A 12,896-nucleotide genomic window follows, 5' to 3' on the forward strand; every position below is an offset into this window, starting at 1 on the left:
GTTTATGTTGTGAGCATGACGCTCACACATGATCGAAAGTGGCAATAAATAAATCATTTATTGAGGCAAACTATTCAATGTTTGCTGGCCGCTATCACGAGGTTCCAGATTTTCCCTGGTTATAATCTCCACAGGCACGTGAATGTTGTCACTTTGCCCGTTGATTAGGTAGTTTAGGCAAACATTTATGGCGCGCTCAGCCATCAGTCTCATATCTTGGTGAAGAATAAATTGAAAAATGCCCTCTCCTAGATGACTTCGGGTTCTGGGTGTTAGGTTGTGTGCAATGACGCAAATTTCTGAAGTTAAATTGGCCTCACACAGGGCACGCACAATCCCTTCGTTGCCGCCACCTACATTGTACAGCCCGACCAAGCCGGGAGTGTTACGGATAATTCGGCTTAAGTTCTCGTGATTTTGTTCAGCCGTGTCATGGCCTAGCACAGTTTCAAGTATTTTAAGGTGCTTTGCGTGGCTCCTGAGATAAGAGCGAAACCCCATTTCTCGATTTTCGTGGGAACGATATAACTGGCCACCCGAAATAATTACAACTTCGCCGCCGTGAGGGCATGCTAGTCCCATTAAGAGCCCCGCAGTTCGCCCCGCCGCTCGTCCGTCACTACCAACAAACCCAATAACTGGCGCATTAGGCAGGGGAGAGAGAAGACTAAGGCAAGGCACTCCTCTGTTATTAAGATAGGAGACAGCATCACGAACCCTTGGATCTTCCAGAGCTTGAAATATAACCACGTCCCACTTGCCCGAACCACAGTTGCGTAGTTTGCGAGCTAAGGCGGCAGGCTCCAGCTTGGGCGAAAATGCGCATTCGACAATGGCATTCCCCAGAGCTCCAAACTCGTTAAAACATTGGGCAAGATATTCGGTAGATAGCCCGGCCATTTCAGGCAAAATCACCTTCAAATGCCATGGCCTAGGGCTGCGCACCGTCCACGCACCACTCTCTATTGCAGATTTGGCCTGAAGAACCTTTTGTCTGGTCGTGTCCGACACATGGCTGCGTCCATGTATAACCCTATCGACAGTGGCACTGCCAACATTTGCGAGATTTGCAATTTCTTTAATACGAGCACGACCGGTCATAGGGCACTTACTACATCAAAATACATCAAATAAATCCATTCTAAGCCATACTTCACATCAAAATTCATCAAATATGAAAGTTGCAAGTGATTTTTCTTGGCTTTTGGCTGCTTCTGCGATGCTTTCGAACGGCGGATGGCAAGCACAACGGTGGAGGGTGATAATGAAAGCAGCGGTTGTTGGTCTTGGGGATATGGGCAGCGGCTTGGCTTTGAATTTGATCAAGGCTGGCTTTGAGACTTGGGGCTTTGACATTGATCAGAAGCGGATGGCTAGCTTTTCTGAGTTTGGAGGAAAACCAGCAGAAAATTTGTTCGAGTTAGGCCGCAATGTGGACGCAGCCTTCGTAATGGTGATGACTGGCGCGCAGGCCAAGGAGGTAATCTTTGGAAGAGGTGGGCTAGTGGAAGCCATGCGTAAGGGTGGAATTATTCTGATCACGGCCACGATCAAACCGCATGAGCTTGTAGAGATCGCAGAAGGATTAAAATCGACTGGGCTCGATTTGGTCGATACTCCAGTGTCGGGCGGGTTCCCGGGAGCACAATCGGGCACACTTACAATGATGGCCGCAGCTCCTTCAGATATCCTTGATCGTGCGGTGCCAGTCATGGAGGCTGTGTCAGCCAAAATTCATCGGGTTGGGTCAGTCCCCGGACAAGGTCAGACAGTTAAGGCGTGCCTACAGACAGTAATTGGATCGATTTTCGCAGCGAATTTTGAGGCGTGTGTTCTTGCTGCAAAGGCGGGCATTTCGGGGCAAGTGATCCACGATGTTTTCACCACATCTGGAGCTGGATGTGGCGTTACTAAGGCGGCTCTAGAGAATATAATCGACCGTAAATTCGAGGGGACGGGCAGTCACATCTCTACCATGCACAAGGATTTAACCATTTCCCTTGATTTGGCACAGCAAATGACTGTGCCGCTGCATATGGCTGCTCAAGCGATGCAAGTGTTTCATGCAGGTAAAATAAAGTACCCCAATGGAGACAATTGGGTTTGTACGCGGGTTATTGAGGAAATAGTCGGTGTAGAATTGCACCGCGATGGGGCGAGGGCCATTAGATGAAACTTGGTGTGATTTGTGACGGTATCAGCCGTGATCTCTACCATGCCGTCGATGTAATGGATGAGTTCGACTTAGAATACGCAGAATTACAATTTGTTTGGGATGCCGAGGTGGGTGATCACACGCCAGAGCAGATCAAAGAAATGGACAGTCTCTTGAGAGATCGCGGTAAGCCCGTCTCCTGCCTCTCCCGTCACATCTTTGCGGGTATGACCCAAAACAACAAGCCAGGTGACACACTCCACACAACCCATATGGACGCACTTAAGCGCGTCATCGACATGGCACACATTTTAGATGCGGGATTAGTGCGGATCATGACGCCAAAGAAGGAGCAAATACTTTGGGGTAGTCATGGAGCAGAGCAATGGAACGTCGCGAAGGGCGCGTGGGACGCTATTCTGCCGCTGATTGCGCCAGCAATCGAGTTGGCCAGGGCTGAACGTGTCAAGTTAGTGGTTGAAACGGGTAATGGCACGATGGTTAATTCCAGTTACACGGGTCGTCGTCTGATTGATGATCTGGATGCAAAGGACGTCTTGGGCGTTCTGTGGGATCCAGCTAATAATTGCTGGTGTCACGAGGTGGCATTTCCTGATGGCTACAAGGAATTGAGCCAGGGTTACTTAGGCCACGTTCATATAAAGGACGTCCAAGTTGACACCCCAAGGGCACACCTTGAAGTGCGCCGAATGGATGAGGGACAGCTAGCGCCCTACTTTCCGAAAATTGCTAGTTCCTTACGACAAGACAGCTACCAAGGGGTAATCTCTTTTGAGAGCGTATACCACAAGGGAGACGGAGACTTTGAAGCTGGTTTCAGGAGTTGCATTGATCGCTTCAAGGCGCATTTTTCTAGCTAAGTTGTGTATTTCTTACTACAGCTGACCCTGTAAATCCATAAAGCGCTCAGGATACTGGCGAATACATTCACCAATCGCTAATGGTGATGAAGTAACAGTGTGTGCTGCTTGAACACTATAATGTTGCGCTAAAGTTTTTTCTGCGAGTTAGGGTTGATCGAGTGGCAAACGAAAGCACAGATAGCCGTTCGGGCCTCGCATTTGCTGTATCAGCTTACCTCCTTTGGGGAATACTTCCTATTTACATGAAGCTACTTGCTCATGTGCCACCGGCGGAGGTTGTCGCTCATAGAGTGGCTTGGTCTGTTCCAATAGCTGCCGCAGTTTTGATATCATTGGGTAGAGTGTCTGACCTTGTGCAAGCCCTAAGGTCGCCGAAGATGTTGTCTATGGGCCTTCTGACCGCGGCACTCATCTCTTTCAATTGGACAGTTTATGTTTGGGCGATAGCTAATGACCACGCGCTAGATGCCGCGCTAGGGTACTATATTAATCCCCTCTTTAGCGTTGCACTTGGGGCTATTTTTTTAAAAGAGCGCCCTAACTTAATTCAGCTTGTGGCAATCGGTTTTGCAGTAATTGCTGTGGTAATATTGACAGTTTCAGCGGGTAGCCTGCCTGTGGTGACAGTGGCACTTTTTGTGAGCTGGGGCATGTACGCACTAGCCAAAAAACGTTTGCCCATTGGCCCCAATCAAGGCTTCCTTTTGGAGGTCTTAGTTTTGCTGCCATTCGCCCTGGGTTACATATTTTATTCAATTTTAACTGGAGCGGGTAGCTTTCTCGCAGAGGGTCCTGTGACAACACTGCTACTTCTGGGGTGTGGTGCGGTGACTGCTGTCCCTTTGTTGTTGTACTCCAACGGCGCTAAGCGGCTGCGTCTGACAACGATTGCTATCTTACAGTATATTGCTCCGACCATGATATTCCTGTGCGCGGTGTTCATTTTTAAGGAACCGTTTACTGGGCCTAAAGTAATTGCTTTTCCACTTATTTGGATCGCACTTGTCGTGTACACAGCGTCATTGATTAGTAGCCTTGGCAGCACAAAGTCGGGCTCAAAAATTCGCTAAAGCGAAAATATTTTTAAAGGTTAAGTACAACGCTGAACCACGCAGGCTAGATTTTGCCGCGGGTTGGAAAAAATCGACATGACTGGGTGTGCGTCTCTAGAACACTATGAAGCCAATAATGCTGGGTCAAACGGATAGGTCGAGAGATTTTCGTATCCGCACTCAGTGATGACGACCTGGTCTTCCAACTTGATCGAGAAATCCTGTCCCACTTCACTCACCAGTACCTCCACGCAGAGCGTCATGCCGGGCTGCAGAGTGTAGTCGAATGCCCCGGCGACCTCCTGGTCGGGGTAAGCCACCAACGGCCACTCGTCGCACAGTCCGACGCCGTGCATCAGGCACCCATACTTTTGGGCTTGGTATTTGTCTGCGAGGCGATGCGATTTCGCCACGAGCTCTGGGATGCTGATGCCGGGCCTCAGTAAGCTCATGTTGGTCATCATGTGCTCGTGAGCGTGCCGCATTGCCTCCACCATATCGGGGCGAGGGCGTTGATCGCCCACCCACCAGGTCCGGCTCATGTCAGTGCAGATGCCATAACTGCCGACGAGGTCAGTGTCGAAGGCTATGATTTCATTGTTCTGCACGATCCGTCCACCGCACTCCTGAAACCATGGATTGGTGCGCGGGCCCGAGGTGAGTAGGCGTGTCTCGATCCACTCACCCCCTCGGCGAATGTTTTCTGCGTGCAGCACCGCCCATATGTCGTCTTCTGAAACTCCGCCAAGCGGCACCTCGGTCCGGGCAAAGTCCTCCATCTTCTGCATGGCGGTCTCGCAGGCGTGGACCGAGCAGCGCATGGCCCGTATCTCGTCGGGCCCCTTAATTGAGCGGGCCTTCTCGGTCAATTCCTCGCCCTCCATGATCTCCAGGCCCTGAGCCTCGAGCGCGCGGAGCCCGTGGATCATGATTTTGTCAACGGCGAGGCGGTGGTTTTGGCCGGCGTGCTCCTCAAGGAGGATCCTCACCTCATTGGAGAATTGATCCGCGGCCACGTCAATTTTGTCGCCGCGGTCAAAATAGAAGAGATCAGCCCCGGACCGGGCCTCGCGCACAAGTGGATTGAATCGTGACAGGAATGGCGCGTTCTTGTAGTCCCACATGACCATATACCCGTCCGCACACAGCAGGACTGCGCGGAATGGGTTGTGGGTGTTCCACAGCTGCATGTTGGTGCTGTCAGTCGCATAGCGAATATTGAGGGGGTCAAAGAGCAAGAGGCCGGCGTAGTCGCGCGCCTGAATTGCCTGCGTTAGGCGGAACCAACGATAACGTCGCATCTCCTGCAAATCAGGTAGAAGTAGACCCGCATCGGCCCACTCCGCATAGGCAAGTTGAGTCGGGCCAATTTCAATTCGATCTTGGTCATTGGACGTATTGTCACCGGTGACAGCACCGCGACTGGGGTCAATCTTGCGACTGTCTCGAAAGTGATTGTTCATAACACGCCTCCCGCCTCTAGCGTTATGAAAGTTCGGCGGACGAACGCGTCAATTTGCGACCAAGTTTCGAGGATTTCTTGACGCTTTTGGATCTCTGTACCGCTACTAGTACGCTTTGTTTGTGTTATGAATGGTGTTCCGGACAAGCGATGATCGGATGTGGCTGCAACTAATAACCCCATTGAGCCAAAACTTACGCAAAGGTAGCGTGCAGTAGGCGTAATACGGTTCTTCGTAAGTGTATTGTGCCTTTGTGGTAGGGGAGTGAGTGAGCATGGATAATCAGACAGTTGCCGTCCTCGACCACGGCAAATCAAACGTCAAATTATTCATATGTAGCAAGAGTGGTGACGTCATAGATAGCCGCTTGACTCGGAATGTGTCGGTAGAATCTAAAAATTGGCGGCATACAGATCTTATCGGGCTAAACGAATGGGTGTTCTCTACACTAGCTGAATTAAATCAAAACCACTCCATTGGAGATCTCATCGTAGCGGCCCATGGGTCGGGTGGAGTGTTGGTTGAGGATCGTAATGAGGTCGTTGGCGATGGAGCCTTAGTACCTATGATCGACTATGAACAAGAGCTTCCAGAAGACATCGCTATGGCGTACGAAAATATTGAGGCCAGCTACCTAGATCGTGGTTCGGCCTTAATGATGGGTGCCAGTCACGTAGCCCGTCAGCTTTTTTGGATTGAAACTGAGCTACCTGAAGCCATTAAGCATGCTCGGTGGTTTTTATGCCTTCCACAGTACTGGGCATGGCGTTTGAGTGGTGTGGCTGTCAGTGAATTTACAATTTTAGGTGCCCAGTCTCACTTGTGGAATGTGCCTCAGTCTAGTTGGACGGAGTTAGTGCGGGATCGCAACTGGCAGAGAATATTACCACCCATGACCTCGTCTGATGCGGTGCTTGGAAAGATACGACCGGAATTGGCCCGAAAATATTCACTGCCTCTTGATATTAAAGTGCACGCGGGGATCCATGATTCATCGGCCAATTTTTATAGTTATAAATCGTTAGGCCTTGAGGAGTTCACCGTTGTGTCTACCGGCACTTGGACCGTGGCCCTCGCTGGGGGATTTGACCCGCTGCAGCTGAATGAGGCACTGGGGATGACGTGCAATTCAGATCCGTTTGGCAACCCAGTTTGTGGCGCACTGACGATGGCTGGACGTGAATATGAGACTATCGCAGGTGTCCAACCCGCCGGAGCAAGAGCCGACCTCAGTGTGATCCAGGAATTGGTATTGCAGGGGACCATGGTGCTACCGAGTTTGGGCGATGATAATGGCCAGTTTCCAGGTTCTGCGCGTTCTGGGCAGATAGTCGGTCCAAAACCAGACACACAAGAACAGCGTCTTGCCTTGGCGGTCATTCACAGTGCGCTTCTTACGGTGGAGTGCGCAAACACCTTGGGACCTGATCGAACATGGATATTAGACGGGAGCTACTTGCAGGAGCCACTCTACGCAGCAATGGTAAACTCAATACGCTCCCTATCCGCGCCTAATGCGAAAACTTTTATAAATGAGGCGGCTGATGGCCTCTCAAGGGGAGCGGTCGCATTATGTTACCCATCTACAGTTTTACCACCAACGCTCGGGCATCCATCCAAACTGGATAAGGTCCAAGGTTTGAAAAAATATGTCGATGATTGGCAAAGGCTTGCAAGGGAGAGAGTTGAATGAAACCTGATGAGAAGAAACTGCGCGGCAATATGATTGAGACCTGCTTAAAGATGAATGCGCACGGTATAAATCAGGGCACATCTGGAAATCTTTCCGTACGCTATGGTGATGGATTTTTGATTACACCCTCTTCAACCCCATACGATCAAATCAGCCCTGAGGATATTGTGCAGATGGATTGGGACGGCACCTATCTTGGGCCCCGGCCGTCATCGGAGTGGCGCTTCCATCGCGATGTACTAAAAAAACGTGTAGACGTTGATGTTGTGTTGCACTGTCACTCCACCTTCGCCACTGCTGTGGCTTGTCACCATCGAGACATTCCGGCTTTTCACTATATCGTTGGGTTAATGGGCGGTAATACCCTTCGATGTGCCCCTTATGCGACTTTTGGCACCCAAGAGCTCTCCAATGCAGCGATAGACGCCCTGGAAGGCAGAATGGCGTGTTTGCTCGCGCAGCATGGTCAAATTAGCCTAGGGAAGAATGTTGACGGCGCCCTTGCAATGGCCATCGAGGTAGAGTCCCTAGCAAAAATTTACATTAACGCCTGTGCGTTAGGTGAACCGCCAGTGCTCTCCGATAATGAAATGGATCGGGTATTGGAGCAAATGAAACGCATGAGCTACGGTAGAGGGCCTGAGGCTGACGACGCACTGGATATCGCGAAACCAAGGTTGGCGTGAAATCAATGCTTATGCCGGCTCTGAGGAGGGTTTGTTAAAGACTTACACGTGCGGTTGCACGTGTGATCCAGGTCCACATTTCTTATATATCAAGTCAAAATTTTATTGATGCGTTGGCCTCCACTTATCTAAGGCCTCGAGAAATTTGTCTTTCTCGCCTTCGTGCATCGAAATGTTATTTTTTGGATATGGGAAGTTTTCGTTTGCTACCTCATTATGAAATTGTGTGAGTGCGGCGACGCGTTCCTCGTGAATTTGTTTCTGTAAGCGTCCAACATTGCCAAATGCGTGTGCATGCTTTGGCGGCCTTTCCTCTTCGCTATCTTCCCCACAAATGTCGGCAACAAAGGACATAATCACGTCCCCGGCCATACCTGATCCCAGCGAGAACGTGACGATGGACGTCTTGTAGTTCACGGCCTCCAAAACTTCCTCTGCGATGCATTCGGCTTCGACCGCAATTACGCCCACTTCTTCGAGGCGTTTCAGATTTTCAAAAATTTTAATTGCTTCATCGGCATTGCGTCCCCAACCCCTTAGGCCACCACAGTACTGACTGAAGGTTGGGATCAACCCAATGTGGCTCTGAACCGGGATCCCCTCTCTCGACATCATTTCCAAAGCATCAAGCGAGCGCAGTGTGTAGTACATGTCTGCGCCACGTCGCATGGCCTCAAATGCGTCAGCTAGAATTTCTGCATTTGAACCAAATTGCGCCCATCTTGAGCCTACTCGTGCGAAATGGGTCGGCGCAATTTCTCGAATGTCATCTATTTGCTCCATCCCTCCAACGAACAAGTCTATGCCTGCCTCTTTGCACGCGAGTATTTCAGCGCGGTTTGCCGGGTTGGCCATCGACAGTTTTTTGGGATTTACCTTTAGGTCTTGCAGGTCCGCTATGGTGTAATTGCGCTTCGCGGGTTTTCTTGAGAAATCATAAATGCGTTTCATATCGGGCATGCTCCTAGCAATTATTTAAGCCATCAGTCATTGTGCTGAGATAAGGCAATTCGCTGAGAGATGAGGATACACTTAGAAATGAAACGAGCAATAAAACTTGGTGCAGGATTCCTCGTTATTAGTGTCATTGGCTATGTTGCATTAGGTAGTAATAAGCCCGCTGAAGCGGTCACACTCGACGCTGAAAACCCTTTTTTGGTCTTACAGGGCAGCCAAATCTATCGAGACAATTGCGCAGCCTGTCACGGCGCTGATCTTCAAGGCGAGCCTAACTGGCGTCAAAGGGGGTCAGACGGACGTCTTCCAGCGCCTCCGCACAACGAAGATGGTCACACTTGGCATCACGATAGCTTAACTCTGTTTAATTTAACAAAATACGGTGTGGCTGCGCTGATAAATGACCCTAGCTATCAGTCGAACATGCCCGCGTATGACGGTGTATTGAGTGATGAAGAAATCATAGCGGTTCTGAGTTATATAAAATCCACTTGGCCCGAGCAAATTAAGACCATGCACGATGAAATGGAGCGACAGTAATGAAACCTCTTTTGTTAGCGTGTGTTTTAGTTTTGTGCAGTTATGGAGGGGCTCAGGCTCACTCAAAATCTGAAGAAACCACCCCCGTAAACATGTCCTCCGTGACTGAAGTTGATCAGATTGAGATCCGGTTTGACGATCCGATGCGCGTGACTGCTATCTCGCTAACTGGGCCTCATGGAGAGGCCGAAATCGAACGCCAAACTGGTTTAGAGCCAACGACTGAGTTTATTGCAACTCCACAAGGAGTATTAGCGCCAGGGAACTATCAGGTGGAATGGCGGGGCCTCTCGAGTGATGGTCATCCGATGGAGGGTGCCTTCTCATTTGAGGTTGTCGACTAATGTTCGACGGCATTATCGTGATCGCAATTGCACTCAAAGCTGGGAATTATGTCGCCAGTCTATTATGTTTAGGCGGTCCACTATTTATAATGTCCTTTCCGGCGGCGGGAAGTGGGCTCCGGCAGGTCGTAAAGCGCGTCACCATTGCCTGCGCAATTCTAGTGCCCTTTCTTTTGATGCTTCGCATTGCCACTAGGTCGGCTCGTATTTCTGGGATTGGGCTTGATGGTATGCTGGACCAGGTCATGCTGCAGATCGTCTGGGAGAGCCCGTTGGGCACCTTCGCCGTGCTGCAAATTTTAGGTGCATTCCTAGTCTTTATTGCCATCCGGCTGAAAGGCTTTCTATATATTGGTGGACTTATTGGATCCCTATGCTTGGCGTCTTCATTCGCTGCCATTGGCCATTCCCTTGGAGAGCCACGCCTTATTCTCGCTCCACTAATAGTTATACACATTTTGTTTGTTGGTTTTTGGTTTGCAAGTTTGGCTCCATTGTATCGAGTATCAATGACTTCAGGCGGTGTGGTAATCCTCCACAGGTTCGGGGTCGTTGCGAGCCTGGCAGTGCCGGCTTTGGCAGTCGTTGGACTGATTTTTGCTTCCAATATGCTGGGTTCTTGGCACTCACTAGTCACGACTGACTATGGCGTCACACTTCTCGCAAAACTGATACTAGTGACAGCGCTCTTGGGATTGGCCGCTATTAACAAGCTAAAACTAGTTCCTGAAATGGCCCGATCCACCGCATCGGCTGGTCAGGGCCTACGGCGCTCCATCCTTCTGGAAGCAGGCATAATGTGCGCAATTCTGTGTGTGACTGCCGCGTTAACCAGCGTCACCACGCCGCCCGCCAATCTGTAGGCTGTGAGGTTTGTCGAGAAAGATATTTATTCTTTTCCGAATGCTCCGAAAAAAGCACTTACAGATCAATTAAGCTTAACCTGGTGCCCGACCGCATCTAGCCAAAGTAGATCAATTGCGTCGACTACCTTTGGATCGAAGTTACTTTTCTCTTCCCAGTATCTTCCTGAAGGGACGAAATAGTTAGCGGCTGCTTCGGCTTGCAGTGCTTTGTCCACGCAGTTTTTTTTGAATTGTGTTGGTGTTAATTCTTCGAGTTCGGAGCGACAAGCTCGCGGGAATATGAGCCGTGTTCGCTGCGCTGTAGATAAATTCACGACCGCACAGCCAGCCCTTGACGCTAAGGCCCAAAATCTAGCTGATTTTGCCTCAAGTGACCGTAGGGTGATATCATCTCGCAATGGATCTGCTTTGCCGTGGCCATAAAAGTGAGTGGGGCCATTATCCGGATATATCATGTCGCACCCGATCATCGCGATCACGCGAGGCTTCAGTGCTCCGAGCGCCCAGTATCCAGCAGTAAAAGCCATTGTTCCGCCGGCATACACAAAGCCACCGAATTCATTTTGCACCGGGACATACTCTCGTGCGCCAACGATACGTTGTCCTCTTTGCAGTGAATTTGGCCGTCGATTTGCGGGAAAGTCTTCGGGGTGTATCAGCCAGTCCCAATCCTCACGCACCCGCCAGGCATTGTTGATGGCAACAAAAAATTCTGAGGGTTTGCGCGGATGGTTACGTGTCTTTGTAACACTTGGCCCAGATCCCAGAATGATAACAGTGCAATCCGTCATTGTTTCTTCTTGCAATACAATCCTATTTTAAATGTTAGCCCAGCCTGGGCTAAATTCTAGAAATTGGCCCACGGTTGACGGTTTGCAGCTTACTCCTCCACAGTGAAAAGCTTTTTTTCCGACATGTTTTTGATACTCTGCTGAGGGTAGGCACCTTGCGAAATCGATATCACTGTGTGTGATGATTGATTACTACAAGAGTGATCCCATCACTCGTCGAGGAGACTTAGACATGTCCACTTTGAGGATTGAGAGTGTTGATTTCTTTTACCTGTCAATGCCGCAAGTCACGGTTGCAGCTGATGGGAGCCAGGACGCATTGGTGGTCAGGGTGCGTGGGGGCGATTACGAGGGATGGGGAGAGTGTGAGGCTGCTCCGCTACCATCAATTGCTGCATTTGTCTGCCCAATCTCGCACGGCGCATGTCGTCCAGTATCTGACGCAGTGCTCGGGGCGCGGATCGAAAGCCCAAATGATATCAGAGCAATTGCCGCAAAGGTTGCTTACAACTCTATGGACCTACTGCAGGCCGCTCACACTTGGTCCGGAATTGAAATGGCCCTATGGGACTTGCTCGGCCGGGCTCGAGGCGTCCCAGTTTGGCAACTCTTAAATTGGGAGAAGGCATACGCCAAAACTCCCTACGCCTCAGTCTTGTTTGGCAGCAGCCCTGAGATAACATTGTCCCGTGCCAAAGACATAAGATCCAGTGGCTTTCGAGCCGCAAAATTTGGTTGGGCACCTTTTGGCCAGTCTGTTGAAGCTGACGCCAATCAAGTGGCAGCAGCCCGCGAAGGATTGGGTCCAGACGGCATCCTCTTGATAGATGCCGGTCAAATATTTGGTGAAGACGTGGAGGCGGCAGCGGCGCGGCTGCCAGCTATGGAGGCTGCCAATGTCATGCTATTTGAGGAGCCCTTTCACGGTCACGCATATCGTGCGTATCAGTCGCTTTCTAGCCAATGTAGCACAGTCAAAACCGCTGGCGGAGAGGCGGCACATAATCGGCACATGGCAGAGCACTTGATTGACTTTGGAGGCGTTGGCTTCATCCAAATTGATTGCGGTAGAATTGGTGGTATTGGGCCTGCGGTCGATGTGGCGCGCTATGCCGCCGAGCGAGACGTGGTCTACATAAATCACACGTTCACATCGAACCTAGCTCTGTCAGCCTCAATCCAACCTTATGCCGGCCTCCAGAACCATAAAATCTGTGAGTATCCCACCGGTTTGTCGGCGCTGGCACGCGAGCTGACGATTACTCAGATCGCCCCCAATGCCAATGGAGAGATTGAATTGCCAGATGCTCCAGGGTTGGGAATTGAGCTGAACCTCGAAGCCCTGGAAACCTATCGGGTGGATGTGGACATCCGCATTAATGGGGAGCGTGTTTTTCAGTCTCCTAGAATTTAACGTACCCCAAAGCTTATCCGTCATGTCCGCGTTGAGCCGCACTAAATTTTC

Annotated in this window: 13 protein-coding genes; 9 read left to right on the forward strand and 4 right to left on the reverse strand. The window is 50.4% G+C overall.

Features of this window, described 5'->3' with window-relative positions:
- Positions 1-57 precede the first annotated feature (57 nt).
- Positions 58-1,101, reverse strand: a complete 1,044-nt coding sequence (locus tag AAC622_RS01425) for a LacI family DNA-binding transcriptional regulator (RefSeq protein WP_340259961.1) — start codon at positions 1,099-1,101, stop codon at positions 58-60.
- Positions 1,102-1,264: 163 nt separating this feature from the next.
- Between AAC622_RS01425 and AAC622_RS01430 the strand changes: the two genes are divergently transcribed.
- From AAC622_RS01430 to rarD, 3 genes are all read left to right on the forward strand, one after another.
- On the forward strand, positions 1,265-2,173 hold the full coding sequence (locus tag AAC622_RS01430) for an NAD(P)-dependent oxidoreductase (protein WP_340259962.1): 909 nt from the start codon (positions 1,265-1,267) through the stop codon (positions 2,171-2,173).
- Entirely contained in the window at positions 2,170-3,036 is an 867-nt protein-coding gene (locus tag AAC622_RS01435) for a sugar phosphate isomerase/epimerase family protein (protein ID WP_340254647.1), read from the forward strand. Before AAC622_RS01430 ends, AAC622_RS01435 begins: the two co-directional genes overlap by 4 nt.
- Before the next feature lie 140 nt (positions 3,037-3,176).
- The gene (gene rarD / locus AAC622_RS01440; protein ID WP_445322610.1) at positions 3,177-4,109 is read left to right on the forward strand and encodes an EamA family transporter RarD; all 933 of its coding nucleotides are present in this window, start codon (positions 3,177-3,179) and stop codon (positions 4,107-4,109) included.
- Between the two features lie 104 nt (positions 4,110-4,213).
- Here the strand turns inward: rarD and dddP are convergent, their stop codons facing one another.
- The gene (gene dddP, locus AAC622_RS01445) at positions 4,214-5,554 is read right to left on the reverse strand and encodes a dimethylsulfonioproprionate lyase DddP (protein ID WP_340259964.1); all 1,341 of its coding nucleotides are present in this window, start codon (positions 5,552-5,554) and stop codon (positions 4,214-4,216) included.
- Between the two features lie 274 nt (positions 5,555-5,828).
- On the opposite strand from dddP, the gene AAC622_RS01450 reads away from it, so the two are divergent.
- Together AAC622_RS01450 and AAC622_RS01455 are read left to right on the forward strand one after the other, a co-directional pair.
- On the forward strand, positions 5,829-7,247 hold the full coding sequence (locus AAC622_RS01450) for an FGGY family carbohydrate kinase (RefSeq protein ID WP_340259965.1): 1,419 nt from the start codon (positions 5,829-5,831) through the stop codon (positions 7,245-7,247).
- Positions 7,244-7,933, forward strand: coding sequence for a class II aldolase/adducin family protein (locus tag AAC622_RS01455; protein ID WP_340259966.1), 690 nt, complete (start codon positions 7,244-7,246; stop codon positions 7,931-7,933). The genes AAC622_RS01450 and AAC622_RS01455 overlap by 4 nt, the downstream gene beginning before the upstream one ends.
- Positions 7,934-8,035: 102 nt before the next feature.
- On the opposite strand, the gene AAC622_RS01460 is transcribed toward AAC622_RS01455, so the two are convergent.
- Complete coding sequence (locus AAC622_RS01460) at positions 8,036-8,884, reverse strand: 3-methyl-2-oxobutanoate hydroxymethyltransferase (RefSeq protein WP_340254662.1); 849 nt, start codon at positions 8,882-8,884, stop codon at positions 8,036-8,038.
- A gap of 87 nt (positions 8,885-8,971) precedes the next feature.
- On the opposite strand from AAC622_RS01460, the gene AAC622_RS01465 reads away from it, so the two are divergent.
- The 3 genes from AAC622_RS01465 to AAC622_RS01475 are packed head-to-tail and all read left to right on the forward strand — an operon-like array spanning position 8,972 to position 10,637.
- Positions 8,972-9,430 (forward strand): c-type cytochrome, encoded by a 459-nt coding sequence (locus AAC622_RS01465; RefSeq protein ID WP_340259967.1) that lies wholly within the window; start codon positions 8,972-8,974, stop codon positions 9,428-9,430.
- Positions 9,430-9,774: a copper resistance CopC family protein gene (locus AAC622_RS01470; protein WP_340259968.1), complete on the forward strand. Its 345-nt coding sequence runs from the start codon at positions 9,430-9,432 to the stop codon at positions 9,772-9,774. The genes AAC622_RS01465 and AAC622_RS01470 overlap by 1 nt, the downstream gene beginning before the upstream one ends.
- On the forward strand, positions 9,774-10,637 hold the full coding sequence (locus AAC622_RS01475; protein ID WP_340259969.1) for a copper resistance D family protein: 864 nt from the start codon (positions 9,774-9,776) through the stop codon (positions 10,635-10,637). The genes AAC622_RS01470 and AAC622_RS01475 overlap by 1 nt, the downstream gene beginning before the upstream one ends.
- Before the next feature lie 65 nt (positions 10,638-10,702).
- Here the strand turns inward: AAC622_RS01475 and AAC622_RS01480 are convergent, their stop codons facing one another.
- Entirely contained in the window at positions 10,703-11,446 is a 744-nt protein-coding gene (locus AAC622_RS01480; protein ID WP_340259970.1) for a hypothetical protein, read from the reverse strand.
- 166 nt (positions 11,447-11,612) lie between these two features.
- Here AAC622_RS01480 and AAC622_RS01485 point away from each other — a divergent pair, with 166 nt between their 5' ends.
- Positions 11,613-12,845, forward strand: coding sequence for a mandelate racemase/muconate lactonizing enzyme family protein (locus AAC622_RS01485; RefSeq protein ID WP_340259971.1), 1,233 nt, complete (start codon positions 11,613-11,615; stop codon positions 12,843-12,845).
- The last annotated feature ends 51 nt before the right edge of the window (positions 12,846-12,896 follow it).

This window comes from Roseobacter sp. HKCCA0882 (assembly GCF_037805225.1).
In the GTDB taxonomy this organism is placed as follows: Bacteria; Pseudomonadota; Alphaproteobacteria; order Rhodobacterales; family Rhodobacteraceae; genus M30B80.

Bases quoted from the DNA above. Each gene is read 5' to 3' on its own strand.
- AAC622_RS01475 (WP_340259969.1), top strand. From the start codon at position 9,774: ATGTTCGACGGCATTATCGTGATCGCAATTGCACTCAAAGCTGGGAAT.
- AAC622_RS01430 (WP_340259962.1), top strand. From the start codon at position 1,265: ATGAAAGCAGCGGTTGTTGGTCTTGGGGATATGGGCAGCGGCTTGGCT.
- AAC622_RS01465 (WP_340259967.1), top strand. From the start codon at position 8,972: ATGAAACGAGCAATAAAACTTGGTGCAGGATTCCTCGTTATTAGTGTC.
- AAC622_RS01470 (WP_340259968.1), top strand. From the start codon at position 9,430: ATGAAACCTCTTTTGTTAGCGTGTGTTTTAGTTTTGTGCAGTTATGGA.
- AAC622_RS01460 (WP_340254662.1), bottom strand. From the start codon at position 8,884: ATGAAACGCATTTATGATTTCTCAAGAAAACCCGCGAAGCGCAATTAC.
- AAC622_RS01450 (WP_340259965.1), top strand. From the start codon at position 5,829: ATGGATAATCAGACAGTTGCCGTCCTCGACCACGGCAAATCAAACGTC.
- dddP (WP_340259964.1), bottom strand. From the start codon at position 5,554: ATGAACAATCACTTTCGAGACAGTCGCAAGATTGACCCCAGTCGCGGT.
- AAC622_RS01425 (WP_340259961.1), bottom strand. From the start codon at position 1,101: ATGACCGGTCGTGCTCGTATTAAAGAAATTGCAAATCTCGCAAATGTT.
- AAC622_RS01485 (WP_340259971.1), top strand. From the start codon at position 11,613: ATGATTGATTACTACAAGAGTGATCCCATCACTCGTCGAGGAGACTTA.
- AAC622_RS01455 (WP_340259966.1), top strand. From the start codon at position 7,244: ATGAAACCTGATGAGAAGAAACTGCGCGGCAATATGATTGAGACCTGC.
- AAC622_RS01435 (WP_340254647.1), top strand. From the start codon at position 2,170: ATGAAACTTGGTGTGATTTGTGACGGTATCAGCCGTGATCTCTACCAT.